The organism is Streptomyces griseosporeus, assembly GCF_014656055.1.
GTDB lineage: Bacteria > Actinomycetota > Actinomycetes > Streptomycetales > Streptomycetaceae > Streptomyces > Streptomyces griseosporeus.
The window spans coordinates 1-24,328 of record NZ_BNBR01000009.1; the positions used below are offsets into that span (position 1 = coordinate 1).

General features: G+C 72.0%; 25 protein-coding genes and 1 pseudogene. 10 read left to right on the top strand and 16 right to left on the bottom strand.

Annotated features, from left to right (window positions below):
• Positions 1–330: 330 nt before the first annotated feature.
• Entirely contained in the window at positions 331–975 is a 645-nt protein-coding gene (locus tag IE308_RS33380) for a DNA-3-methyladenine glycosylase (RefSeq protein ID WP_190220761.1), read from the bottom strand.
• Positions 976–1,119: 144 nt separating this feature from the next.
• On the opposite strand from IE308_RS33380, the gene IE308_RS33385 reads away from it, so the two are divergent.
• The 3 genes from IE308_RS33385 (at position 1,120) to IE308_RS33395 (ending at position 3,143) form a co-directional block, all read left to right on the top strand.
• Positions 1,120–1,902: a sporulation protein gene (locus tag IE308_RS33385; protein ID WP_110627208.1), complete on the top strand. Its 783-nt coding sequence runs from the start codon at positions 1,120–1,122 to the stop codon at positions 1,900–1,902.
• Between the two features lie 40 nt (positions 1,903–1,942).
• Complete coding sequence (locus IE308_RS33390; protein ID WP_190220762.1) at positions 1,943–2,482, top strand: YbhB/YbcL family Raf kinase inhibitor-like protein; 540 nt, start codon at positions 1,943–1,945, stop codon at positions 2,480–2,482.
• Between the two features lie 157 nt (positions 2,483–2,639).
• Positions 2,640–3,143: an HNH endonuclease gene (locus tag IE308_RS33395; RefSeq protein ID WP_110627210.1), complete on the top strand. Its 504-nt coding sequence runs from the start codon at positions 2,640–2,642 to the stop codon at positions 3,141–3,143.
• Between the two features lie 114 nt (positions 3,144–3,257).
• Here the strand turns inward: IE308_RS33395 and IE308_RS33400 are convergent, their stop codons facing one another.
• The 3 genes from IE308_RS33400 to IE308_RS33410 all read right to left on the bottom strand — a co-directional run bounded on the left by IE308_RS33400 (position 3,258) and on the right by IE308_RS33410 (position 5,653).
• On the bottom strand, positions 3,258–4,211 hold the full coding sequence (locus tag IE308_RS33400) for an SPFH domain-containing protein (RefSeq protein WP_110627211.1): 954 nt from the start codon (positions 4,209–4,211) through the stop codon (positions 3,258–3,260).
• Between the two features lie 144 nt (positions 4,212–4,355).
• Entirely contained in the window at positions 4,356–4,787 is a 432-nt protein-coding gene (locus IE308_RS33405; protein WP_190220763.1) for an NfeD family protein, read from the bottom strand.
• Between the two features lie 68 nt (positions 4,788–4,855).
• On the bottom strand, positions 4,856–5,653 hold the full coding sequence (locus IE308_RS33410) for an ABC transporter ATP-binding protein (protein ID WP_190220764.1): 798 nt from the start codon (positions 5,651–5,653) through the stop codon (positions 4,856–4,858).
• A gap of 161 nt (positions 5,654–5,814) precedes the next feature.
• Between IE308_RS33410 and IE308_RS33415 the strand changes: the two genes are divergently transcribed.
• Positions 5,815–6,606 (top strand): Rv1486c family protein, encoded by a 792-nt coding sequence (locus IE308_RS33415; protein ID WP_229909328.1) that lies wholly within the window; start codon positions 5,815–5,817, stop codon positions 6,604–6,606.
• A gap of 364 nt (positions 6,607–6,970) precedes the next feature.
• Here the strand turns inward: IE308_RS33415 and IE308_RS33420 are convergent, their stop codons facing one another.
• From IE308_RS33420 to IE308_RS33435, 4 genes are all read right to left on the bottom strand, one after another.
• The gene (locus IE308_RS33420; protein ID WP_190220766.1) at positions 6,971–7,210 is read right to left on the bottom strand and encodes a chaplin; all 240 of its coding nucleotides are present in this window, start codon (positions 7,208–7,210) and stop codon (positions 6,971–6,973) included.
• A 205-nt stretch (positions 7,211–7,415) separates the two neighbouring features.
• A complete protein-coding gene (chpE, locus tag IE308_RS33425; protein ID WP_110627216.1) occupies positions 7,416–7,661 on the bottom strand; it encodes a chaplin ChpE in 246 nt (81 codons plus the stop codon).
• A gap of 146 nt (positions 7,662–7,807) precedes the next feature.
• Entirely contained in the window at positions 7,808–8,449 is a 642-nt protein-coding gene (locus IE308_RS33430; RefSeq protein ID WP_190220767.1) for a response regulator, read from the bottom strand.
• On the bottom strand, positions 8,442–9,587 hold the full coding sequence (locus tag IE308_RS33435; RefSeq protein ID WP_110627218.1) for a GAF domain-containing sensor histidine kinase: 1,146 nt from the start codon (positions 9,585–9,587) through the stop codon (positions 8,442–8,444). Before IE308_RS33435 ends, IE308_RS33430 begins: the two co-directional genes overlap by 8 nt.
• 222 nt (positions 9,588–9,809) lie before the next feature.
• Between IE308_RS33435 and IE308_RS33440 the strand changes: the two genes are divergently transcribed.
• The 3 genes and pseudogenes from IE308_RS33440 to IE308_RS33450 all read left to right on the top strand — a co-directional run bounded on the left by IE308_RS33440 (position 9,810) and on the right by IE308_RS33450 (position 12,705).
• Positions 9,810–10,508 carry an SDR family NAD(P)-dependent oxidoreductase gene (locus IE308_RS33440; RefSeq protein ID WP_190220768.1) on the top strand — a complete coding sequence of 233 codons (699 nt, stop codon included), beginning with the start codon at positions 9,810–9,812 and terminating at the stop codon, positions 10,506–10,508.
• Positions 10,505–11,619, top strand: a pseudogene (locus IE308_RS33445) (S-adenosylmethionine:tRNA ribosyltransferase-isomerase). Before IE308_RS33440 ends, IE308_RS33445 begins: the two are co-directional and overlap by 4 nt.
• 300 nt (positions 11,620–11,919) lie before the next feature.
• Positions 11,920–12,705 (top strand): transglycosylase SLT domain-containing protein, encoded by a 786-nt coding sequence (locus IE308_RS33450; protein ID WP_110627221.1) that lies wholly within the window; start codon positions 11,920–11,922, stop codon positions 12,703–12,705.
• Positions 12,706–12,787: 82 nt separating this feature from the next.
• Here the strand turns inward: IE308_RS33450 and IE308_RS33455 are convergent, their stop codons facing one another.
• Positions 12,788–15,367: an FHA domain-containing protein gene (locus tag IE308_RS33455; protein WP_190220770.1), complete on the bottom strand. Its 2,580-nt coding sequence runs from the start codon at positions 15,365–15,367 to the stop codon at positions 12,788–12,790.
• A 239-nt stretch (positions 15,368–15,606) separates the two neighbouring features.
• Between IE308_RS33455 and IE308_RS33460 the strand changes: the two genes are divergently transcribed.
• Positions 15,607–17,559, top strand: coding sequence for a streptophobe family protein (locus tag IE308_RS33460; protein ID WP_190220771.1), 1,953 nt, complete (start codon positions 15,607–15,609; stop codon positions 17,557–17,559).
• 123 nt (positions 17,560–17,682) lie between these two features.
• The gene (serB, locus tag IE308_RS33465; protein ID WP_190220772.1) at positions 17,683–18,903 is read left to right on the top strand and encodes a phosphoserine phosphatase SerB; all 1,221 of its coding nucleotides are present in this window, start codon (positions 17,683–17,685) and stop codon (positions 18,901–18,903) included.
• A gap of 109 nt (positions 18,904–19,012) precedes the next feature.
• Here serB and IE308_RS33470 read toward each other — a convergent pair whose 3' ends face one another.
• The 4 genes from IE308_RS33470 to IE308_RS33480 form a co-directional block, all read right to left on the bottom strand.
• Positions 19,013–19,531: a SixA phosphatase family protein gene (locus tag IE308_RS33470; protein ID WP_190220773.1), complete on the bottom strand. Its 519-nt coding sequence runs from the start codon at positions 19,529–19,531 to the stop codon at positions 19,013–19,015.
• Between the two features lie 58 nt (positions 19,532–19,589).
• The gene (locus IE308_RS33475) at positions 19,590–19,796 is read right to left on the bottom strand and encodes a hypothetical protein (RefSeq protein WP_110627226.1); all 207 of its coding nucleotides are present in this window, start codon (positions 19,794–19,796) and stop codon (positions 19,590–19,592) included.
• A gap of 221 nt (positions 19,797–20,017) precedes the next feature.
• Positions 20,018–20,134 (bottom strand): SGM_5486 family transporter-associated protein, encoded by a 117-nt coding sequence (locus tag IE308_RS37285; RefSeq protein ID WP_268256499.1) that lies wholly within the window; start codon positions 20,132–20,134, stop codon positions 20,018–20,020.
• A gap of 43 nt (positions 20,135–20,177) precedes the next feature.
• A complete protein-coding gene (locus tag IE308_RS33480; RefSeq protein WP_229909329.1) occupies positions 20,178–21,548 on the bottom strand; it encodes a CynX/NimT family MFS transporter in 1,371 nt (456 codons plus the stop codon).
• Positions 21,549–21,630: 82 nt separating this feature from the next.
• On the opposite strand from IE308_RS33480, the gene IE308_RS33485 reads away from it, so the two are divergent.
• Positions 21,631–22,326: a FadR/GntR family transcriptional regulator gene (locus tag IE308_RS33485; RefSeq protein ID WP_110627229.1), complete on the top strand. Its 696-nt coding sequence runs from the start codon at positions 21,631–21,633 to the stop codon at positions 22,324–22,326.
• On the opposite strand, the gene IE308_RS33490 is transcribed toward IE308_RS33485, so the two are convergent.
• From IE308_RS33490 to fabG, 3 genes are all read right to left on the bottom strand, one after another.
• Entirely contained in the window at positions 22,304–22,654 is a 351-nt protein-coding gene (locus tag IE308_RS33490; protein ID WP_110627230.1) for a hypothetical protein, read from the bottom strand. The two genes, IE308_RS33485 and IE308_RS33490, sit on opposite strands and share 23 nt — an antisense overlap.
• 150 nt (positions 22,655–22,804) lie before the next feature.
• A complete protein-coding gene (fabI, locus tag IE308_RS33495; RefSeq protein ID WP_110627231.1) occupies positions 22,805–23,572 on the bottom strand; it encodes an enoyl-ACP reductase FabI in 768 nt (255 codons plus the stop codon).
• Positions 23,573–23,576: 4 nt separating this feature from the next.
• Complete coding sequence (gene fabG / locus IE308_RS33500) at positions 23,577–24,281, bottom strand: 3-oxoacyl-[acyl-carrier-protein] reductase (RefSeq protein ID WP_110627232.1); 705 nt, start codon at positions 24,279–24,281, stop codon at positions 23,577–23,579.
• Positions 24,282–24,328 lie beyond the last annotated feature (47 nt).

The following is a 24,328-nucleotide window of genomic DNA, read 5'->3' on the forward strand; positions in this document are numbered from 1 at the left end:
TGTACTCACCCTCTCGGGCTTTCCTCCGGGCTTCCCTTCGGTCTTGCGTTTCCGACTCTATCAGATCCTTTCGGCGTCTGATCCCTGTCGGCGGGATTGCCTCGGGCCTTTGGGCTTTCGCCCGTCGGCCTTTCGACATTCACTACGTTAGCGGATTCCCCGGCCGACTTCATAATCGGCCTCGCGATTTCGAATTCGGGCGTGCGGGCACGCCTGAACCGACCCCGCGGAGGGGTGTTGCGTAGGTAGTGGGTTGGCCGCTCCGGCTGCAGGCGATCGCCGTACCCGGTTCAGCGGCTCGGGCCACATTACGCACCTTGTCCGCGTGCGTCAACTTCGGCGCCGCCGCCTGGGGACATGGGCTCGGTAGGGGCTGACCGTGGGGTCGCCGGCCTGCCAGAAGCGCCAGGGATGGACGCCTCCCTCGCCGGAGACACCGGTGCGCGGGCCGTTGCGTACCTCGTCGGGTGGGACAGGTGTGCCGGTCAGGATGCGCAGTGGTGTCTCCCCCTTCGCGCACGCGTCCGTGCCGTCGAGGGCGCGGTCGATGTCCAGGGCCGTGGCCAGGCGGGCGGGACCCTTGGCCAGCTCCTTGTCGTTCCTGGCGGAGAGGCGGCGGGTACGGGCGAGTTCCGCGCCCTCGATGATCTCGCCGGCGCGCAGCAGGACGGCGCTGGCCTTGCCGGGCGGGCCGCACACCAGGTTCATGCAGTGCCACATGCCGTAGGTGAAGTAGACGTACACGTGTCCGGGCGGGCCGAACATCACGTCGTTGCGCGGGGTGCGGCCGCGGTAGGCGTGGGAGCCGGGGTCGTTCTGGCCGTCGTAGGCCTCGACCTCGGTCAGGCGGAGGGTGATCGGACCTTCCGGTGTGCTGCGGACGAGGAGGCGGCCGAGGAGGTCGGGGGCGACCTCGAGGACGGGCCGGTCGAAGAACTCCCGCGGGAGGGGCGTACGGTCGGGGGTCGCGATCATGCCGTCCGAGCGTAGTGCAGACGGTACCCACGGCGGGGTGGTCAGGCGGCGTGCGGCTTGCCAGGGTGAGGGCGCGGAACCGGCTGCCGCCGGATCGCGTTAACAGGGATCAAGGACGCACGCGCAGAGGTACAGAGGAGAGTCATGGCGTTCAAGAAGCTGCTCGCGAGTCTGGGGGCCGGCGGTGCTTCGGTCGAGACGGTGCTCACCGAGGTCAACGTGGTGCCGGGTGGGGTCGTCCAGGGCGAGGTGCGGATCCAGGGCGGGTCCGTGAACCAGGACATCGAGGGTCTGTCCGTGGGGCTCCAGGCCCGGGTGGAAGTGGAGAGCGGCGACTCCGAGTACAAGCAGGACATCGAGTTCACCAAGGTGCGGCTCGGTGGCGCCTTCGAGCTGCAGGCGAACGCCGTGCACGCGGTGCCGTTCGGGATCGACATCCCGTGGGAGACGCCGATCACCATGATCGACGGGCAGGCGCTGCGCGGGATGCACATCGGTGTGACGACGGAGCTGGCGATCGCGCGTGCGGTGGACTCCAGCGACCTCGACCCGGTGAACGTGCACCCGCTGCCGGCGCAGAAGGCGATCCTGGACGCGTTCATCCAGCTGGGCTTCCGCTTCAAGAACGCGGACATGGAGCGCGGGCACATCCGCGGTACGCGGCAGAAGCTGCCGTTCTACCAGGAGATCGAGTTCTTCCCGCCGTCGCAGTACCGCGGTCTGAACCAGGTCGAGCTGAGCTTCGTCGCCGACGAGCACGCCATGGACGTCGTGCTGGAGATGGACAAGAAGCCCGGGCTGTTCAGCGAGGGCAGCGACACCTACCGCTCCTTCCAGGTGGGGCTGAGCGACTTCCAGGGGACCGACTGGGCGGCGTACCTCAACCAGTGGCTGTCCGAGGTCGGCAGCCGGCGGAACTGGTTCTAGGCTCGGTTCCACTGAACGCAAGCGATCAGGAGGTACCGAGGTGACCGAGCTCAAGAGGCGGCCGCTGCCCCACGACTTCCATCCGCCCGTGCCGTCGTTCACGGTCACGAGCGAGGACGTGCGGGAGGGCGCGACGCTCAAGGGTGCTCAGGTCCACGCCGAGGGGAACACCTCGCCGCAGCTGCGGTGGGAGGGCTTCCCGCCGGAGACCAAGAGCTTCGCCGTGACCTGCTACGACCCGGACGCCCCGACGGGCAGCGGGTTCTGGCACTGGGTGCTGTTCGACATCCCGGCCTCGGTGACGGAGCTGCCGGCGGGTGCGGGCAGCGGCAAGTTCGAGGGGCTGCCCGAGGGTGCGGTCCACGCGCGCAACGACTACGGCAGCCAGGACTTCGGCGGTGCCGCGCCGCCTCCCGGTGACGGGCCGCACCGGTACGTGTTCACGGTGTACGCCGTGGACCAGGAGAAGCTCGGGGTGGACTCCGACGCCTCTCCCGCCGTCGTCGGCTTCAACCTGCGGTTCCACACGCTCGCGCGGGCGCAGCTGATCGGGGAGTACGAGAACCCCGAGCAGGGCTGAACCCAGCCCGGCGTTCACTGAACGTTTGCCCGCCTCCGGTCATGGAAGTGATCGGAGGCGGGCACTTTTTATTGCGTTGTCCATCACGGCGTGCCCGTCCAGAGTTGATCCAAGCCCGCCGGGGGGTGGGCAGGTGCACACGGGAGGTGGGCTGGTAATGCGGGACACGCTGGTACTGAACGCGAGCTTCGAGCCGCTGTCGACGGTGACCATGAACCGAGCCGTCGTTCTGGTGCTCCAGGACAAGGCCGTCGTCGAGCAGGCCCACCCCGAACTGCGAATGCGCGGAGCGGCGCTCGACATACCGGCACCCCGTGTGATCCGGCTGTGCAGGTACGTACGGGTGCCCTTCCGAAGACAAGCGCCGTGGTCGCGGCGGGGTGTGCTGGTGCGGGACCGGCACCGGTGCGGCTACTGCGGCCGCAGGGCCACGACGGTGGACCACGTGGTGCCGCGGTCGCGGGGCGGGCAGGACACGTGGCTCAACACGGTGGCGGCGTGCGCGGAGGACAATCACCGCAAGGCCGACCGGACGCCGGAGGAGGCCGGGATGCGGCTGCTGCGGGAGCCGTTCGAGCCGACGCCTGCGGACGCGATGCTGCTGGCGCTGGGCGGGGATCTTGCCGAGCTGCCTGAGTGGTTGGCGCCGGAGGCCGCCTGACCTCTCGCCGTAAGGCTTGCTGTTCGTCGTGTGGCTTGCGGTGCGTTGTGGCTTGTCGCGCGGTTCCCCGCGCCCCTTCAGGTGGGTGCGGGGAACCGGTGTGTTCGGCGGAGGTCAGTCGAGGTTCGGCTTCTCTCGGCGTTCAGTGCCGGAGTTGCCGCTGTTCGAGCCGTTGTTGCCCGAGCCGCCGCCCATCGCGCCGAAGTTGCCGACCGCGCCGGAGAGGCCCTTGAGGGCGTCGCCGATCTCGCTGGGGACGATCCAGAGCTTGTTGGCGTCGCCCTCGGCGATCTTCGGGAGCATCTGGAGGTACTGGTAGCTGAGGAGCTTCTGGTCGGGGTCGCCGGCGTGGATGGCCTCGAAGACCGTGCGGACGGCCTGGGCCTCGCCTTCCGCGCGGAGCGCCGCCGCCTTGGCCTCACCTTCGGCGCGCAGGATCTGGGACTGCTTCTCACCCTCGGCGCGCAGGATCTCGGACTGCCGGACACCCTCGGCCTGGAGGATCGCGGCGCGCTTGTCACGGTCGGCGCGCATCTGCTTCTCCATCGAGTCCTGGATGGAGGTGGGCGGCTCGATCGCCTTCAGCTCGACGCGGTTGACGCGGATGCCCCACTTGCCGGTGGCCTCGTCGAGGACGCCGCGCAGGGCGGCGTTGATCTCCTCGCGGGAGGTCAGGGTGCGCTCCAGGTCCATGCCGCCGATGATGTTGCGCAGCGTGGTGACCGTCAGCTGTTCGATGGCCTGGATGTAGCTGGCGACCTCGTAGGTGGCCGCGCGGGCGTCGGTGACCTGGTAGTAGATGACCGTGTCGATGTTGACGACCAGGTTGTCCTGGGTGATCACCGGCTGCGGCGGGAACGGCACGACCTGTTCACGCAGGTCGATGCGGTTGCGGATGGTGTCGATGAACGGGACGACGATGTTGAGGCCCGCGTTGAGCGTCCGCGTGTAGCGGCCGAAGCGCTCCACGATCGCGGCGCTGGCCTGAGGGATGACTTGGATGGTCTTGATCAGGGCGATGAAGACCAACACCACCAGAATGATCAGGACGATGATGACCGGTTCCATCGTCGGCTCCCCGTACCCTTCTCCGCCTCGGCGCTTTCGGAAGATCTTATGGGCTGTTCAAGATCTTGCTGGACGAGTCTGACAGACCGTCGTGTGGCTCGTGGGGTGTTCGGTGCAGTTCGGTCAAGGGCGCGTCGTGCGAGGTCACATGACGATCGCCGTGGCCCCCTCGATGTCCACGACATCCACTTCCTGGCCGACTTCGTAGGCGCTGCCGGCGTCGAGGGCGCGCGCGGACCAGACTTCTCCGGCGAGCTTGATACGGCCGCCGGAGCCGTCGACCCGTTCCAGGACGACCGCCTGTCTGCCTTTCAGGGCGTCGACGCCGGTGGCGAGTTGGGGGCGCTGGTTGCGGTGGCGGGCCGCGACGGGCCGTACGACCGCGATGAGGGCGACCGACACGACGACGAACGAGAGCACCTGGACGACGGCGTCGAAGCCGAACCCCGCGACGACGGCGGCGGCGACGGCACCCACGGCGAGCATGCCGAACTCCGGCATCGCGGTCACCACGAGCGGGATTCCGAGCGCTGCCGCGCCGACGAGCCACCACACCCATGCGTCGATGTCGTTCACACGGCCATGGTAGGGCCGTGGGTCGTGCCGCCGACAGGGCGCCGATCGGAGAGCGACCGGGTCTCGGGTCAGGAGAGCGGCAGGCCCTGCGCGGTCCAGCGGTCGCCCATCTGCTCGACGACGAGCGGGAGGCCGAAGCAGTGGGAGAGGTTGCGGGAGCTGAGTTCGAGCTCGATCGGGCCGGCGGTGAGGACCTTGCCCTGGCGGATCATGAGGACGTGGGTGAAGCCCGGCGGGATCTCCTCGACGTGGTGCGTGACCATGATCATCGAGGGGGCGATGGGGTCGCGGGCGAGGCGGCCGAGGCGGCGTACGAGGTCCTCGCGGCCGCCGAGGTCGAGGCCGGCGGCGGGCTCGTCGAGGAGGAGCAGCTCGGGGTCGGTCATCAGGGCGCGGGCGATGAGGGTGCGCTTGCGCTCGCCCTCGGAGAGGGTGCCGAACTTCCGGTCGAGGAAGTCGCTCATGCCGAGGCGGTCGAGGAAGGCGCGGGCGCGCTGCTCGTCGATCTCGTCGTAGTCCTCCTGCCAGGTGGCCGTCATGCCGTACGCGGCGGTCAGGACGGTGTCCAGGACGGTCTGGCGCTTGGGGAGCTTGTCGGCGAGGGCGATGCCGGCCACGCCGATGCGGGGGCGCAGCTCGAAGACGTCGGTGCCGGGCCGGCCCAGGGTCTCGCCGAGGATGGTGGCGGTGCCCTTGCTGGGGTAGATGTAGCTGGACGCGACGTTCAGGAGGGTGGTCTTGCCGGCGCCGTTCGGGCCGAGGATGACCCAGCGCTCGCCTTCCTTGACCGACCAGGAGACCTGGTCCACCAGAGCCCGGCCCTCGCGGACCACGGATACGTCCTGAAGCTCCAGAACATCGCTCATGAGCGCGTTGTCTCCCCTTGCAGTGTGGCCGGTCTCGGCTGTCGCGTACGCCTGTGGCTCGGGCGGCCGCGCCGGTGGGCGCAGCCCTCAAGGAAATCTACGCCACTGGTCGGCCGGGCAGTTCCATCGGTCCCGTCCTTGGGCTTCCTTAGGGTGGGGGTATGGACCTCGAACCGCGTTCTGGACGCCTTGCCGCTTGGGGAAATGCCCTTCTTGCCGGACTTGTCTCGCCGGACGACGCTGTGCTCGCCGTCGTGGGCGAGGACGCCGTGCACCGGGTGGAGGGGCTGCCGGGTGAGCCGGGGCCCGTCGGGCTGGCGCTGGCGCTGGGGCGGCTGCGGGCGCTCGGGGTGACCGGGCTGCGGGTGGCGCTGCCGGTGCCGGGGCATCCGCTGGGGCTGAGCGGGCCGCCGGAGTTCAACAAGCGGGCTCTGGAGGCGGAGGAAGCGGTGATCTGCCACGGAGGCGGCGGGCTCGGGTTGGTGCCCGAGGTGGACGAGGCCGGGCCGGCGGGTGATGTGCACGTCGAGGTGGTGTGGCACGTGCTGCCGGTGCGGGAGGCTCCGCCGGCGGACGTGCCGTCGCTGGGTGAGGCCGAGCGGGAGCTGGCGGAGGCGCTGCGGGAGGCGACGGAGGTCCTGACGCGGCTGGATGTGGCGGGGTCGGGGCCGGTGGCGGAGGCGGCGATCGAGGCGTACCGGGCGCGGGCCGAGCGGGGGGCGGAGGTGCTGGCGCCGGGGTATCCGGCGCGGGCGGTGCGGGTGCTGGAGCTGGCTCGGCGGGTGGGGCTGCTGGTGTCGCTGGCCTCGTCCAACGGGCACGGGGGTGCGGTGAGCGCTGCGGAGATGGTGGCGCGGGGGGAGGCGTTGCGGCCGGTGGAGCGGGTGGCACGGCGGGCCCGGGTCGCGGCGTACAACTCCGTTGTGGAGGAGCGGGAGCGGGGGGTGCGCTGAGCTTGGGTGCGCTGAGCTTGGGCGCGGGGAGGGGGTGCGGTGGACGTGGGTCTCTGGGGTGCCGGCGTTGGTGCGGGCCGGGGGTGGGTCGCGCCGCCCGGCGCTTGCGGGGTGCCGCTGCGCCCACCCGTGCCGCCCCAGCGGCACGACTGCCCGCAGCTAAGTCGACCCGCTGCTACGGCGGGCAGGCCGCCGCTGCCGGGTGGGCGCCAGCCCAGCGGGGTGGCTGCCCGCAGCTACGCCAGAGGGCGCTTTGGGGGTGCGGTCGCCCCGCAGTTAAGTCGGAAGGCTGCTCGCGGCCGCGGCGGTAGGTGTGCCGAGGCCCCCCGGGGTGTGGTTGCTCGGGGGGCCTGTACGGGGTGCGTCAGCCGTTGATGCCCGTGTTGCCGAAGGCCGGGTTCAGGGCGCCGATGAGGTTCGCCGTGTTGCCGACGACGTTGACCGGGATGTGGACCGGGACCTGGACGGCGTTGCCCGAGGCGACGCCGGGCGACTTCACGGCCGCGGCGTCGGCACCCGCGCTCGCGTGGGCGGCACCGGCGGTCGCGCCGGTGGCGGCACCGGCGACGGCGAGGGCCACGGCGGCCTTCTTGGCGATGTTCATGGGAAGCGTTCCTCCTGCGTGTGCGTGTCCGACCCGGCATGCGGATCGTGTGCTGATCAACGCGGAGGTGGTCCCGGACGGCACGCGGGCCGCCGGTCGGACTGCCCGTTCGGGTCATTGCGGGGACTAGGGGACTAGATGACAAGCGGGACGGCTCCCGCTGGGAGCCGGGAGCCGTCCCTCGCCGTCGGTGGTACGGCGGATGTCAGTGGTTGACGCCCAGGTTGCCGAACGCCGGGTTCAGCACACCGATGACGTTGACGCTGTTGCCGACCACGTTGACCGGGACGTGCACCGGGGCCTGGATGACGTTGCCCGAGACGACACCCGGCGAGCCCACGGCCTGGCCGTCGGCGTGCGAGCCGGTGGTGGCGGAGGCCATGCCGGCACCGGCGGCCATCAGTCCGCCGGCCACCATCGTCACGGCCGCTGCCTTCTTCAGGTTCTTCACTTTCAAAGCCCTCCTTGCGATCGCCGCGGCAGTCGCCGCAGCACGCACTGGAGAACGGCCCGGGGCGGACGCAGGATGCGCCATTCGGGGGACATTCCCACGACGGTATGAATCTCAGCCCGGAAGGGAACCCTCCGAGTTGCCGATCATCCGGACAGACCGTGACGAACGGCCCAGAGGGCGGCCTGGGTGCGGTCCGCCAGGTCGAGCTTCATGAGGATGTTCGAGACGTGGGTCTTGACCGTCTTCTCGGAGAGGACCAGCGCACGGGCGATCTCCCGGTTGGAGCGGCCGTCCGCTATCAGGCCCAGCACCTCGCGTTCCCGTTCGGTGAGCGAGCCCCCGCGGCCCTGTCCGGAGCCGGCTTCCTCCTGGGAGAGCAGGGCGACCGCCACCTCCGGCTGGAGCAGGACGTGGCCGGCGTGGACGGAGCGGATGGCGCCGGCCAGCGCGTCGGGGTCGACGTCCTTGTAGACGTACCCGGCGGCTCCCGCGCGCAGGGCGGGGACGACCGTGCGCTGCTCGGTGAAGCTGGTGACGATCAGCACGCGCGCGGGGTTGCCGAGTTCGCGCAGCTTGCGCAGGGCCTCGACGCCGTCCATGCCCGGCATCTTGACGTCCATGAGGAGGACGTCGGGCTTCAGTTCCTCGGCGCGGGCGATGCCCTCGGCGCCGTCGGCGGCCTCGCCGACGACCTCTATGTCGTCCTGTACCTCCAGGAAGGTGCGCAGGCCCCGGCGGACGACCTGGTGGTCGTCGACGAGCAGCACCCTGATTGCGTCAGCCACCGGGGACCTCCATCTCGATCGCGGTGCCCTTGCCGGGCGCCGATTCCACCGTGAGCCGGCCGCCGACGCCGCTCGCCCGGTCCCGCATGGACACCAGGCCCAGATGGCGTCCGGCGCGGCGCACCGCCCGGGGGTCGAAGCCGCGGCCGTCGTCGGTGACGCGCAGGACGGCGCCGGTGCCGCTGCGGTCCAGGGTCACGTCGACGTGGTCGGCGCCGGAGTGGCGCAGGGCGTTGTGCAGGGCCTCCTGGGCGACGCGCAGTACGGCTTCCTCCTGGGCGGCGGGCAGGGCGCGGATGCCGCGGGCCGCGAAGGTGACGCGGGCGCTGTGGGCGCGGTCGAGGACCTGTATCTGGGTGCGCAGGGTGGCGACGAGGCCGTCCTCGTCGAGGGCGGCGGGGCGCAACTCCACGACGGCGGCACGCAGTTCGTCGGCGGCCTCGGCGGCGAGCACGGCCACCTGGTGCAACTCGCCCTTGGCGCGGGCGGGGTCGCGGTCGACGAGGCGGGCGGCGGCCTGGGCGGTCAGGCGCAGGGAGAACAGCTTCTGGCTCACCGCGTCGTGCAGTTCGTGGGCGAGGCGGGAGCGCTCCTCGGCGATGGTGAGTTCGCGGCTGCGCTCGTACAGGCGGGCGTTGGTGAGGGCGATCGCGGCGTGCTGGGCGAGGATGCCGAGCAGTTCCTCGTCCTCCGCGGTGAAGCCGCAACTGCCTTCCCTCTTGGGGCAGTTCTTGTTGGCCAGGAAGAGGGCGCCGATGACCTCGTCGCCGTCGCGGATGGGCAGGCCCAGGAAGTCGGACATGTCGGGGTGGGCGGAGGGCCAGCCCTCGAAGCGGGGGTCCTTGCGGACGTCGGCGAGGCGCTCGACCCTGGCCTCCTGGAGCATGGCGGCGAGGATGCCGTGCTGGCGGGGCAGGGGGCCGATGGCCCGCCACTGCTCGTCGCTGACGCCGTCCACCACGAACTGGGCGAAGCCGCCGTGGTCGTCGGGGACGCCGAGCGCGGCGTACTGCGCGTCGAGGAGTTCGCGGGCCGAGGCGACGATCGTCTTCAGGACGTCGCGGACCTCTAGGTGCCTGCTCATGGCCAGCAGCGCGGAACTGACCGCGGCGAGGCCGGACCGTGGACCGTGGCTCATGTCCTCACGGTACCGGCGGGGTGTGACACCGCGGATCCGACCTCTGACGGCCGCCGCCTAAGTCCCGGGGCCTAGGTCGTGCACGGCGTCCGGAGCAGCCGGGCCTAGGCCGAAGTGCCCCGCCGCTTTGCTGCTCGCGGCCGAGGCCGGGGCGGGGGCGGCGTTCCTACGGTGAGGTCGTCGCCGCAGGAGCGGTGGCCGAGGGACGAGGAGGCGGGGTTCATGGCGGTGGCGATCATCACGGGCGCTTCGCGGGGGCTGGGGCGTGCGCTCGCCGGGGCGCTGGCGGCGCGGGGCTGGGACCTGGTGCTGGACGCGCGGCACGCGGGGGCGCTGAAGGAGGTGGCGGCCGGGCTCGCGGAACACGGCACGCGCGTGGAGGCGACGGCCGGGGATGTGACGGACGCGGGGCACCGGGCGGAGCTGGTGGCCGCGGCCGGGCGGCTGGGCGGGGTGGATCTGCTGGTGAACAACGCGGGGATGCTGGGCGCCGAGCTGCTGGTGCCGCTCGCCGAGCAGCCGCTGGAGGGGTTCCGGGCGGCGCTGGAGGCCAATCTGGTGGCTCCGCTGGGGCTGCTCCAGGAGGCGCTGCCGCAGCTGCGGCGGTCGGCGGCGGGTGCCGTCGTCAACGTGAGCTCGGACGCGGCGGTGACGGCGTACCGGACGTGGGGGGCGTACGGGGCGACGAAGGCGGGTGTGGACCTGCTGTCGGCGGTGCTGGCGGTGGAGGAGCCCCGGCTGCGGGTGTGGTGGGTGGATCCGGGCGGGATGCGCACGCGGATGCTGGCCGCTGCCGAGCCCGGCGAGGACCTGACGAGGACGCCGGCGCCGGAGGAGGTCGCGCCCGCGTTCCTGCGGCTGCTGGACGAGCGGCCGGCGAGCGGCCGGTACACGGCGTCGGCCCTGCTGGAGGAGCGGTGACCCTCGCGCTGCGCGTCCCGGAGCAGCTGTCGGCGCGGGTGCCGGCCGAGCAGCGCGGGCCGGGGCTGGACCGGGACGCCGTACGGCTGCTGGTGTCGCGGGGCACCGAGGTGGCGCACCACGCCTTCCTGGAGCTGCCGGCGCTGCTGCGGGCCGGGGACGTACTGGTGGTGGACACCTCGCCGACGCTGGCCGCGGCGGTGGACGGGTGGCTGGGGCACGCGTGCGTGGTGGTGCATTTCTCCACGCGCGGGGACGACGGGCGCTGGGCGGTGGAGCTGCGGGAGCCGGACGGCCGGGGCACTACGCGCGCGCGTGCGGGAACGTACGCGGGTGAGGAGGTACGCCTGCCCGGCCGGCTCCGGCTGGTGCTTCAGGAGCCGGTGAGCGCGGGCAGCGGGCGGCTGTGGTGGGCGCGGGTGTCCGGTGGGGCCGCGGGCGCAGCGGAGGCGGCCGGGCGGGCGGTGCCGGGGCTGCTGCGGGAGTACGGGCGGCCCATCCGGTACTCCTACACGGAGCGCGATCAGCCGCTGCCGGTGTACCAGACGGTGTTCGCGGTGCCGTCGCCGGACGGGGCGGGGAGTGCGGAGATGCCGAGTGCGGGGCGGCCCTTCACCGCGCGGACGGTGCTGGAGCTGGTGCGCCGGGGGGTGCAGTTCGCGCCGGTCACGCTGCACACGGGGGTGGCGTCGGCGGAGGCGCACGAGCCGCCGTATCCGGAGCGGTTCGCGGTGCCGGAGGCGTCGGCGCGGGCGGTGAACGCGGCGCGGGCCGGGGGCGGGCGGGTCGTCGCCGTGGGGACGACCGCGGTGCGGGCGGTGGAGTCGGCGGCCGGCGCGGACGGGGTCGTACGCGCGCGTGCGGGCTGGACGGATCTGGTGGTGACGCCGGAGCGGGGGGTGCGGGTGGTGGACGGGCTGCTGACCGGGCTGCACGAGCCGGAGGCCTCGCATCTGCTGATGCTGGAGGCGGTGGCGGGGGCGGCGGCGGTGCGCCGCGCGTACGAGGAGGCGCTGCGCGGGCGCTACTTGTGGCACGAGTTCGGGGACGTGCATCTCGTCCTCCCCGAGGAGGCCCTCACACAGAGCATTGCTCCAGCAACTGGCGGTGAGACCGCGACCGGCCCGATGTGAGCCCGCGCATAGGGCGCAGGTCACGTACGACCCGAAATAGGAGACATAGGGTCCCGGTATGAACGGGGCAGACGGTCCAGTCTGTCCCGTTTTGCCATTCCCTGATCCACTATGGGGGATCGTACGTCACACCTTTGCCACAGAATTTTGCGGCCGCTAAGAATTGCTCCGTCGCTCAGCGCCGCGGGTTCGAACCCCGCGGCGTTCGTGTGGGAAGTACCCGTTGTCCGCTGCCGGACATGAGCGACCTCCGCGCTATTCGAAGAGGTCCTTTCGCCATGCCCAAGAACCCCATCCTTCGTGGTCACAGTCGTCGCCTGACCAAGCACCACAAGATCGCGATCGCCGGTGTCAGCGCCCTGGGTGCCGCCGCCATCGCCTTCTCCGCGGTCCCCAGCAGCGCCGAGACCACCACCAGCGAGGTCGCCGCGTCCACCCAGCAGGTCGTCGCCGGCAGCGGGAAGATCGAGAACGTCAAGACCAGCCTCACCGACCAGCTGGCCGCCGCGAGCGTGAAGGCCCAGGCCATCGCGGCCCAGCAGAAGGCCGAGGCCGAGGCCCAGGCGAAGGCCGCCGCCGCCAAGCAGGCCGCCGCCAAGGCCGCCGCCGCGAAGCAGGCCGCCGCGAAGAAGGCCGCCGCCGCGGCCGCCGCGAAGAAGGCCGAGGCCGCCCGCAAGGCCAAGGAGGCCGCCAGCCGCGCCGCCAAGCGCGCCGCGCTCAAGAAGGCCGCCGTCAAGAAGTACCCGAACAACCTCGACGGCTGGATCCGCGAGTCGCTCGCCATCATGAAGAAGCACGGCATCCCGGGCACCTACAACGGCATCCACCGCAACATCATGCGGGAGTCGTCCGGCAACCCGATGGCGATCAACAACTGGGACATCAACGCGATCAACGGCATCCCGTCCAAGGGCCTGCTCCAGGTGATCCCGCCCACCTTCAAGGCCTACCACGTCCCCGGCACGTCCTGGAACATCTACGACCCGGTCGCCAACATCACCGCCGCGTGCAACTACGCGGCCGACCGGTACGGCTCCATGGACAACGTCAACAGCGCGTACTGAGGCAGGCGCGGGCCTCACTACGTAAAGCTGAAGGGCGGCACCCACCTGACAGGGGTGCCGCCCTTCGGCGTCCTACGGCGCGTTACTTGCGCATGACCTCCGGCTCGTGGCGGCGCAGGAAGCGGGCCACGACGAAGCCGCACGCCACGCCCAGCGCGAGCAGCACGCCCATGTCGACGCACCACTGGCTCAGCTCGTGCTCCCACAGCGGGTCCGGGTTGGCCGGATCCCACGGCAGCAGCACGTTCAGCTGGGCCGTCGTCCCCGCGGCGGACACCGCCCAGCGGGCCGGCATCAGCCAGGCGATCTGCTCGACGCCGATCTTGTCGTGCAGCTGGAAGAGGCAGCCGGTGAAGACGACCTGGACGATCGCGAACATCACCAGCAGCGGCATGGTCTTCTCGGCGGTCTTCACCAGCGAGGAGATGATCAGGCCGAACATCATCGAGGTGAAGCCGAGCGCCATGATGGGCAGGGTGAGCTCCAGGACGGGCGAGCCCGTCAGCAGCAGCCCCTCCTTCGGCATCTTGTCGCCGCGGTAGAGCAGGCCGATCGCGCCCAGCAGCCCGCCCTGCACCGCCGTGATCACGCCGAGCACGATCACCTTGGACATCAGGTACGCCGAGCGGGACAGACCGGTCGCCCGCTCCCGTTCGTAGATCACCCGTTCCTTGATCAGCTCACGCACCGAGTTCGCCGCGCCGGCGAAGCAGGCGCCCACGGCGAGGATGAGCAGGATCGTGCTGCCGTCCCGGTTGGAGAAGGGCGGCTTGCCCTTGGCCGGTCCGAGACCGAGGCCGTAGTCGGCCGGGATCAGGGCGCTGACCACGCCGATGACCGCCGGGAGGGCGAACATCAGGGCGATGAAGCCCTTGTCGGAGGCGATGACCGACGCGTACCGGCGGACCAGCGTCACCAGCTGCGAGCCCCAGCCCTGCGGCTTGGGCGGCTTCATCGCCTGCAGGGCCGGCATCTGTACGGCCTGCGGGGCCACCGCGTCGATGTCCGCGGCGTACATCTGGTAGTGCTGCGAGCCCTTCCAGCGGCCCGCCCAGTCGTAGTCGCGGTAGTTCTCGAAGGCGGAGAAGACGTCGGCCCAGGTGTCGTAGCCGAAGAAGTTCAGCGCCTCCTCCGGCGGGCCGAAGTAGGCGACCGCGCCGCCCGGCGCCATCACCAGCAGCTTGTCGCACAGCGCCAGCTCGGCCACCGAGTGGGTGACGACGAGGACCGTGCGGCCGTCGTCGGCGAGGCCGCGCAGCAGCTGCATCACGTCGCGGTCCATGCCCGGGTCGAGGCCCGAGGTGGGCTCGTCCAGGAAGATCAGCGACGGCTTGGTCAGCAGCTCCAGGGCGACGGAGACGCGCTTGCGCTGGCCGCCGGAGAGGGAGGTGACCTTCTTGTCCTTGTGGATGTCGAGCTTGAGCTCGCGCAGCACCTCGTCGATGCGGGACTGGCGCTCGGCGGCCGTGGTGTCGGCGGGGAAGCGCAGCTTGGCCGCGTACTTCAGGGCCTTCTTGACGGTCAGCTCCTTGTGCAGGATGTCGTCCTGCGGGACCAGACCGATGCGCTGGCGCAGCTCGGCGAACTGCTTGTACAGGTTCCGGTTGTCGTAGAGGACCTCGCCCTGGTTGGCGGGCCGGTAGCCGGTGAGCGCCTTGAGCAGGGTGGACTTGCCGGAACCGGACGGGCCGATGACCGCGATGAGCGACTTCTCGGGCACGCCGAAGGAGACGTCCTTCAGGATCTGCTTGCCGCCGTCGACCGTGACGGTCAGGTGGCGGGCCGAGAAGGAGACCTCACCGGTGTCGACGAACTCCTCGAGGCGGTCGCCGACGATGCGGAACGTCGAGTGGCCGACGCCGACGATGTCGGTCGGGCCGAGCAGCTGCGAGCCGCCCTTGGCGATCGGCTGGCCGTTGACGTACGTGCCGTTGTGCGAGCCGAGGTCGCGGATCTCCATGCGCCCGTCGGGCGTGGAGTGGAACTCGGCGTGGTGCCGGGAGACCTGGAGGTCGGAGACGACCAGGTCGTTCTCCAGGGCACGGCCGATGCGCATCACACGGCCGAGGGAGAACTGGTGGAACGTGGTGGGGCTGCGGTCGCCGTACACCGGCGGCGCCCCCGCGCCGACGCCGGGAACCTGCTGCGCGTAGCCCTCGGCCGGGCTCTGCTGCGGGATGCCGGGCGCGCCCTGCTGCCAGCCGGCCTGCTGCGGAGGCACCTGCTGCTGCGGCACCTGATGCGGGGCCGCCTGCTGCTGGACCTGCTGGTGGGGCGCCTGCTGCTGGGGCGCCTGGGCCCAGCCCGGGTCGGCCTGCTGTGCGGCGTACGGCTGCTGCGGCTGCGCCTGCGGTGTCGCGACGGCGGCAGCGGCACCGGAGAGGTTCAGCCGCGGGCCGTCGGTGGCGTTGCCGAGGTTGACCGCCGTGCCGGGCCCCAGCTCCAGGTGGTGGATCCGCTGGCCCTGCACGAAGGTGCCGTTGGTGCTGCCGTGGTCCTCGATGACCCAACTGCGGCCGTTGAAGCTGATCGTGGCGTGACGCCAGGAGACCCTGGCGTCGTCGAAGACGACGTCGCCCTGCGGATCACGTCCGAGGGTGTATGACCTGGACGGATCGAGCGTCCAGGTACGTCCGTTTGATTCCAGTACGAGTTCCGGCACTCCATGCCCCACTGAGTTGTCCCCCGAGTTACCCCCGTCGCAGGGAGTCTAGGGATGTCGAACATCGGGGGGAACTATTTCAGGAGCGGCCCCCTGACCGAAAGTCGGGCCTTGTGAAGTCCGCGAAGGGACGCTTCGGCCGGTGCCGTTGACGGGGTGGAAACCGGACCGGAGAGTGGTAATCCCCGCGAGGGGGGACAAGCGCGGCGGACGCCGCGCCGCGGATCGGGGGGTCTGCCATGGACTCGGTGACGGCGTGGGCGACGACGAAGCGCGGCACACGCGTGCCGTGGGGGGACGTCGTGATGACCGCGGTGGCGGCCGTGAGCTGGGCGTTGATCGGCATGGCCGGGACCGCCGCGCTCGGTCTGCATCTCCTGCGGGCCGATGCGCAGGGCTCGTTGGGGACGATGACGGCGGCGGTTGTGGCGCTCGGGGCGGGTGGTTCGGTGACACCGTCCGGGGACGTGTCCGCGTTCGGCCTCACCGGCGCCGAGGCCGAGACGGCCATCGAGATCACGCCACTGGGCGTGAGTCTGGTCGGTGCGCTCCTTTTGTCATGGTTCTTCCTACGGTCCCTGCGGGCGGCCGGAGTTGTGATCGCACCCGCCGAACTCCTCGCCCGCGCGGGGGCGGTGCTCGTGGTGTTCGCGGCGGTCCTCGGCGGGCTGGCCTGGGCCGGGCACGACGTCATCACCCTCGACGGCGGCTCGCTCGGCCTGGACGACCTGCCGGGAGGCGGCGCGGGCGGGGCCGGCGGGATCGAGGTGCCCGGGCTCGGGAACATCGGCGGGCTGCTGCCTGACCGGCTCGGCGACCTCGTCGACGCGCGGGCGGCGGTCGGGTTCACCGTCGACACCGGACCGACGCTGTTCGGCGGGCTCGGCTGGGCGGCCGGCGTGCTGCTGGTCGCGCTGCTGGCCTCGCGCCGCACGCCCCTGCCGCGCGGCTTCGAGGCCGTGCACCGGGTGGTGCGGCCTGCGGTGTCCGCGCTGGTCACCGTGGTGCTCGTCGCGGTGGCGGCGGGGCTCGCCGCGGCGGCGTACGCCGCGATCGGCGACGACCACCCCGCGCGCATCGCCGGCGCGGCGCTCCTCGGCACGCCGAACGGGGTGTGGCTGGGCCTGCCGATCGGCTTGTTCGTGCCGTGGGACGGCACGGCGACGGGCGAACTGGCCCGTCTCCTGCCCGACCCCCTGGACGACTTGCTCGCCCTCCACACCGACCGGCCGGTGACACTGTCCCGCCTCGCCGAACTCGACGGCCGGGTGTGGCTGCTGGGCGTGGGGGCGGCGGTGTTGATGCTGCTGGCGGGGGTATTGGTGGCGGTGCGGACGCCGGTGGGGGTGCGGAGGGTGACAGGTGCTGCTTCTGCCCCGGGCGCGAGGGGTCCTTCCGCTGCGCTGGGGGCGGGAGGCGCTCCCTCCCCGCCGGGGGCACCGGATGCGGGGTCGGTGCCGTCGGCGCACGGCGCGGGGGCGGCGGCCTCGGGTGTCCTCGGTTTCGCCGGGCGGTGTGCGCTGCGGCTGGGGGTGGCCACGGCGCTGGCGCTGCCTCTGCTCGCCTGGCTGACGGACGTCTCGGTCGGGGCGTCCCTGTCCGTGCTGGGCTTCGACGCCTTCGGCGCGGGGATCGAGCTGCACGGGCGGCTCGGCATGGCTCTGCTCCTCGGTGCCGTGTGGGGGGCGGGCGCGGGGGGCGCGGGCGCGCTGCTGGCCCATGCCTGCGGCACCGCCGGGCGACGGGCCGCGCCGCTGGCACTGGGTGACGGGGCGGCCGGTGGGCACGCCGGGCCGGGCGGGACGTACGGCTCCGGGGCCGAGGGCGTGAGCGGCAGCGGCAGCGGCAGCGGCAGCGCGAGTGGGCCGTACGCGCCGGGTGTGCCGTACCGGCCTCCGAACCCGGACACGAACCCGTATCTGCGAGTCCCGGACGGGCTGCGGACGCCGGAGGACGCGCGGCCGGGGGACGACCGGCGCGAGGAGACGGCCGAGGGTGGCGGCGGGGCGCCGGGACCGGGCGATGTGTACGGGGCGCCCACCGTGGCCCGTCCGTTCGGCTCGCCCGCCCCGCGGCGCCCGCCCGGCGGACGGAGGACAGGGGCTGCCGGCGGTACGGACGGGCCGCCTCCGCCGCCTCCTCCCCCGCCGGTCTCCCCGCCTCCGCCCCGGCGTCCGAAGGGGCCGCGCTGACCTGGGCGGTCCCGTTCGCCGGGGCGTAAGGTGAAGGCCACCCCCGTGCCGTCCATTGTTCCGTGTCCGTCAGGCGGACCTCAGGGGCGGAAGGCACTGGGTGCCGGATACGGTGGGAGCACCATGAGCGCTTCGCAGACCTCGATCCCTGAGACCTCTGACGTCCCCACCCTCCTCGTCAAGATCTTCGGCAAGGACAGGCCGGGCATCACCGCGGGTCTCTTCGACACCCTCGCCGCCTACTCCGTCGACGTGGTCGATATCGAGCAGGTCGTCACCCGTGGCCGGATGGTGCTGTGCGCGCTCGTGACCGAGCCGCAGCACGGCCTGGAGGGCGACCTGAGGGCGACCGTGCACAGCTGGGCCGAGTCGATGAAGATGCAGGCGGAGATCATCTCCGGCATCGGCGACAACCGGCCCCGGGGCCTCGGCCGGTCCCTGGTCACCGTGCTGGGCCATCCGCTCACCTCGGAGGCCACGGCGGCCATCGCCGGGCGGATCACCAAGGCCGGCGGCAACATCGACCGTATCTTCCGGCTGGCGAAGTACCCGGTGACGGCCGTGGAGTTCGCGGTGTCGGGTGTGGAGACCGAGCCGCTGCGCACCGCGCTGGTGACGGACGCCGCCGCGCTCGGCGTGGACGTGGCGGTCGTCGCGGCGGGGCTGCACCGGCGGGCCCAGCGGCTCGTCGTCATGGACGTGGACTCCACGCTCATCCAGGACGAGGTCATCGAGCTGTTCGCGGCGCACGCCGGCTGCGAGGACAAGGTCGCCGAGGTGACGGCGGCGGCGATGCGCGGCGAGCTGGACTTCGAGCAGTCGCTGCACGCGCGGGTGGCGCTGCTGGCGGGGCTGGACGCGTCGGTGGTGGAGAAGGTGCGCAGCGAGGTGCGGCTGACGCCGGGCGCGCGCACGCTGATCCGCACGCTGAAACGACTCGGCTACCAGGTCGGCGTCGTCTCCGGCGGTTTCACCCAGGTCACCGACGATCTGAAGGAGCGGCTGGGGCTGGACTTCGCCCAGGCCAACACGCTGGAGATCGTCGACGGGAAGCTGACCGGCCGGGTCACCGGCGAGATCGTGGACCGGGCGGGCAAGGCGCGGCTGCTGCGCCGCTTCGCCGCGGAGGCGGGCGTCCCGCTGTCGCAGACGGTGGCGATCGGCGACGGCGCCAACGACCTCGACATGCTGAACGCGGCCGGCCTCGGCGTGGCCTTCAATGCCAAGCCGGTGGTGCGCGAGGCCGCGCACACCGCGGTGAACGTGCCCTTCCTGGACACCGTGCTGTACCTGCTGGGCGTGACCCGGGAAGAGGTCGAGGCGGCGGACACGCTCGACGGCTGAGCATCAGTAGCTGAGCGGCAGGTCAGGACGGCCACCCTTACGGAGGAGGGCCCGGCACCTTCGTGGTGCCGGGCCCTTCGCCGTCACGGGACCGCGCCCGGGGAGCGGATCACTCGCTGGGCGCCCAGTAGTCGGCCAGCCGGGCGGTGCCGGGCTCCAGGGACTTCCAGGGGCCGTCGAAGTGCAGTACGGCGAAGGCCGCGGCCGGGAAGCCGCGGCGGTGCATCCGGGCGAGGGCGTCGCCCTCGGCACCGCCGGACAGGATGTCGGCGAGGCCCTGCACGCCGGGGTTGTGGCCGATCAGCAGGACGTTCCGCGCGTCGTCCGGGGTCTCGTTGAGCAGGGCGATCAGCTCGCCCGGTGAGGCCTCGTAGATCCGCTCCTCGTAGACGGTCTTCGGCCGGTGCGGGAACTCATGGACGGCGAGCTTCCAGGTCTCGCGGGTCCGGACCGCGGTGGAGCAGAGGGTCAGGTCGAAGGAGATGCCGGTGTCGACCAACCGCCGTCCGGCCTCGGCGGCGTCCAAGCGGCCCCGTTCGGCGAGCGGCCGCTCGTGGTCGGTCACCTGTGGCCAGTCGGCTTTCGCATGCCGGAAGAGGACGATCCTGCGGGGTTCTGCGACGCTCATGTCACCCAGCTTCGCACGAAACAGGCCATGCGTCGCAGGGAGTTGACATGCGGCTTCCTCACCCGCCGACCAGCTGCTGGACCCGCTCCAGGAGGTGCGTGATCGCCGGGTCGCCGCCGGCCGCGTGGGCGTCGGACGGGTTGAGTATCAGCACGAGCAGCGTGATGAAGGCGAGCGTCGGCAGGGCCAGGGCCCACCAGGGCAGCCGGGTGCCGACGCCGCCCGTGGTCGCCGGGTGGGGCCGGGTGTGCGTAGGGGCCGACATGGGTGCCTCCGCTGGTCTCCGCCGGTGTCGAGTGATCCGCCGACCGCGGTGTCGCGGTCACACCTCGAAGCTACGGAATGCGCGGCCGCCGTCCCATCCGGTGATCCACCCACTTGACCCTGACCCTCGCCCCCTAGGGGACAGGGGGGTTAACCCCACCCTCGGCACGCGGCGGCCTCCGGTCGGGCCGGGCGCCCGGCACCGTCACCCGCGGGCGGGGCTCACGGGGAGGCGATCGTCGCCACGACGGCGATGATCACGAAGATGGCGAGAAACGCGCCGAAGACCAGCAGCATCTTCTTCTGGCCGTTCTGGGGGTTCGGGTCGAGCACTGGCATACGGCAAGTCTCCCACCCGCGCCCACCGGCCAGGCCCCCGGGGTCAGGCCGCCGCCTCCTCCTCCACCGTGCGGTCGCGGCCCGCCAGGACGCCGACCACCATCTGCGGCACCATCAGCGCGGCCATCAGGGCGATCGGCACGCCCCAGCCGCCGCTGCTCTCGTAGAGCACGCCCACCAGCAGCGGGCCGGGGATGGAGATCAGGTAACCGGTGCTCTGCGCGAACGCCGACAGTTGGGCGACGCCCGCGCCGCTGCGGGCGCGCATGCCGACCATGGTCAGCGCCAGCGGGAAGGCGCAGTTGGAGACGCCCAGCAGCAGCGCCCAGGCCCAGGCGCCGCCGGCCGGCGCGAAGTACAGCCCCGCGTATCCGGCGAGGCCGCAGACGCCGAGGGCGACCACGATCGGGCCCTGGTTCGGCAGCCGGGTCGCCAGGCGCGGGATGACGAAGGCCAGGGGCACGCCCATCACCATGGTGACGGCCAGGAGCAGCCCGGCGGTGCCGGCCGGGACGCCCGCGTCCCGGAAGATCTGGGCCATCCAGCCCATCGTGATGTAGGCGGCGGTGGCCTGGAGCCCGAAGAAGACGGCGAGCGCCCAGGCGGTACGGCTGCGGGTGATCCGCAGCGCGGGCGGCTGCGTCCGCTCCGTCGGCGTGGGCCGCTCCCCGGCACGCTCGGCGGCATCCGCGGCCGTACCGGTGGCCTCCGCGGCCGTACCGGTGGCCTGCGCGGCCGTACCGGTGGCCGGCGTGGACGCGCCGCCCCGCTCCCGCACGAGCGGCAGCCACGGCAGCACGGCCGCCGCCGCGAGCGCCGCCCAGACCGTGAGGCCCGACTGCCAGCTGCCGCCGAGGGCGTCGGTCAGGGGGACCGTGGCCGCGGCGGCCACGGAGGTGCCGGCGGCGAGGGCCATCGAGTACAGGCCGGTCATGGAACCGACCCGGTCGGGGAACCAGCGCTTGACGATGACCGGCATGAGCACGTTGCTGACCGCGATGCCCATCAGGGCGAGGGCGCTGGCGGCCAGGAAGCCGGCCGTGCCCCCGGCGTACGGCCGTATCAGCAGGCCCGTGGTGATGGCGGCCATGCCCGCGCAGACGACGGCGGCGGGGCCGAAGCGGCGGGCCAGGCGCGGGGCCATGACGCCGAAGACGGCGAAGCACAGGGGCGGTACGGAGGTGAGCAGTCCGGCCACGCCGCCGCTCATGCCGAGTCCGTCGCGGACCTCCTCCAGGAGGGCGCCGAGGCTCGTGATGGCGGGGCGCAGGTTCAGCGCCGACAGGACGATGCCGACGACGACCAGGCGGGTGGCCCACGCGCGCGTGGGGGTGCCGCCGGGGTCCCGGGGGGCGGCCGCGGCCGGGGTGCGTTCGGTCGTGGACGTCGTGGTCCGGGTTTCCTCGCCAGTCATGCCCTCCATCATAGAATCATGGGATGATTGGTTGTCCATTTCCGGGTGCCGCGACCCCGCCCCCGCCGTGCGAAGGTGAGCCATGCCTCTGAGCCATCCCCGTCGCTCGGCGCTGTCCGAGCAGGTCATCGCCGCACTGCGCGCCCAGATCACCTCGGGCGAGTGGCCGGTCGGCGCGCGCATCCCGACCGAGCCCGAGCTGGTCGAGCAGCTCGGCGTGGCCCGCAACACGGTCCGCGAGGCCGTGCGGGCGCTCGCGCATAACGGCCTGCTGGACATCCGGCAGGGGTCGGGCACCTACGTGGTGGCGACGAGCGAGCTGGCCGGCGTGATGCACCGCCGGTTCGCCGACGCGGACCCCCGGCACATCGCCGAGCTGCGGTCCACGCTGGAGTCGGGGGCGGCGAAGCTGGCCGCGGAGCGGCGCACGGAGAAGGACCTCAAGCAGCTGGACGCGCTGCTGCTGCGGCGCGAGGAGGCCTGGGAGTCCGGTGACGCGGAGGCGTTCGTGACGGCGGACGCGACCTTCCACCTGGCGGTGGTGTCGGCCTCCCACAACGACGTCATGACGGCGATGTACGCGGACCTGGGCGAGGTGCTGCGGGACTGGCTGCGCGAGGACGTCGGCGGGGAACTGACCCCGGAGACGCACATGGACCACACGCGGCTGGTGGACGCCATCCGCGCGGGCGACGCGGAGGCCGCGGCGGCGGAGGCGGCGGGCTATCCGTTCCTGTGCCGCCCGGAGCGCTGGGTCAGTCCTCGCGCTGATGGCTGACCCAGGCCGCGCCGACCTCCTTCCAGCAGCGGCCGGTGAGCCGCACGGTGGTCGCGGGGCCGGTGTCGACCGGGGCGCTGTCGGTGTCGATGTCCCACCAGCGCGCGCACTCGATGTGCAGGCGGACGCGGTCGGTGCCGACGTAGGGGTTGTGGCAGTGGGCCACGACGTGGGAGCCGGTGACGCGGACGCGGCACTCGGCGCCGAACGGCTGCGGGTCGGCCGTCCCCGTCTCCGGCACGCGCGCGTGCGGGGAAGCGTCGTACGGCAGGGCGAGCACGAGAGCGGCCGCGACGGTCACTGAGGCCAGGCTGCGGGACAGGCGCACAAGGGGACCTCCTCGGCCATACGGCTGCGGGGCGGTGCCTCTCCAGAGTGCGCGCGGACCGCCGTACCCCGCCCGGCCGGTGAGCCGAACGGGTGACACGGCGAGGGCCCGCACCCCGGAGGGGACGCGGGCCCTGGAGACCGGTGGGGATCAGGCGCCGATGGCGTGCAGGCCGCCGTCCACGTGGATGATCTCGCCGGTGGTCTTCGGGAACCAGTCGCTCAGCAGGGCGACGATGCCGCGGCCGGCCGGCTCCGGGTCCTTCAGGTCCCACTCCAGCGGGGAGCGGCTGTCCCAGACGGAGGCGAGGTCGGCGAAGCCCGGGATGGACTTGGCGGCCATGGAGCCGATCGGACCCGCGGAGATGAGGTTGCAGCGGATGTTCTGCTTGCCCAGGTCACGCGCGAGGTAGCGGCTCGTGGCCTCCAGGGCGGCCTTGGCCGGGCCCATCCAGTCGTACTGCGGCCAGGCGAACTGGGCGTCGAAGGTCAGGCCGACGACCGAGCCGCCGTTCTGCATCAGCGGCAGGCAGGCCATCGTCAGCGACTTCAGGGAGTACGCGGAGACGTGCATGGCCGTGGCGACCGACTCGAACGGCGTGTTCAGGAAGTTGCCGCCGAGGGCGTCCTGCGGCGCGAAGCCGATGGAGTGGACGACGCCGTCCAGGCCGCCCAGCTCCTCGCCGACCACGTCGGCCAGCCGGCCGAGGTGCTCGTCGTTGGTGACGTCCAGCTCGATGACCTTGGTGGGCTTCGGCAGCTTCTTGGCGATGCGCTCGGTCAGCGTGGGCCGCGGGAACGCGGTCAGGATGATCTCGGCACCCTGCTCCTGGGCCAGCTTCGCGGCGTGGAAGGCGATGGAGGACTCCATCAGCACTCCGGTGATCAGGACGCGCTTGCCCTCGAGAATTCCGCTCATGTGATCAGTGACCCATTCCCAGTCCGCCGTCAACGGGGATGACGGCTCCAGTGATGTACGAGGCGTCGTCCGAGGCGAGGAACCGCACCGTCGCGGCGATCTCCTCCGGCTGCGCGTACCGGCCGAGCGGCACCTGCGAGACGATGTTCTCGCGCTGCTCGTCGGTGAGCGCCTTGGTCATGTCGGTGTCGACAAAGCCGGGCGCGACGACGTTGAAAGTGATGTTGCGCGAGCCCAGCTCTCGGGCGAGGGAGCGCGCGAAGCCGACCAGGGCGGCCTTGGAGGCGGCGTAGTTGGCCTGTCCGGCGGAGCCGAGGAGACCGACGACCGAGGAGATCAGGACGACGCGGCCCTTCTTGGCCCGCAGCATGCCGCGGTTGGCGCGCTTGACCACGCGGAAGGTGCCGGTGAGGTTGGTGTCGATGACCGAGGTGAAGTCCTCCTCGGACATGCGCATCAGGAGCGTGTCCTTGGTGACGCCGGCGTTGGCGATGAGGACCTCGACCGGGCCGTGCTCGGCCTCGATCTCCTTGTAGGCCTGCTCCACCTGCTCGGGGTCGGTGATGTCGCACTTCACGGCGAGGAAGCCGGACGGCGCCTCCCCCGAGCGGTACGTGATGGCGACCTTGTCGCCGGCGTCGGCGAACGCGCGGGCGATGGCGAGGCCGATGCCCCGGTTGCCTCCGGTGACGAGAACCGAGCGGCTCAACGGATCACCCTTTCGATAGCGGTCTGACACACCCGCCCGAACACCTG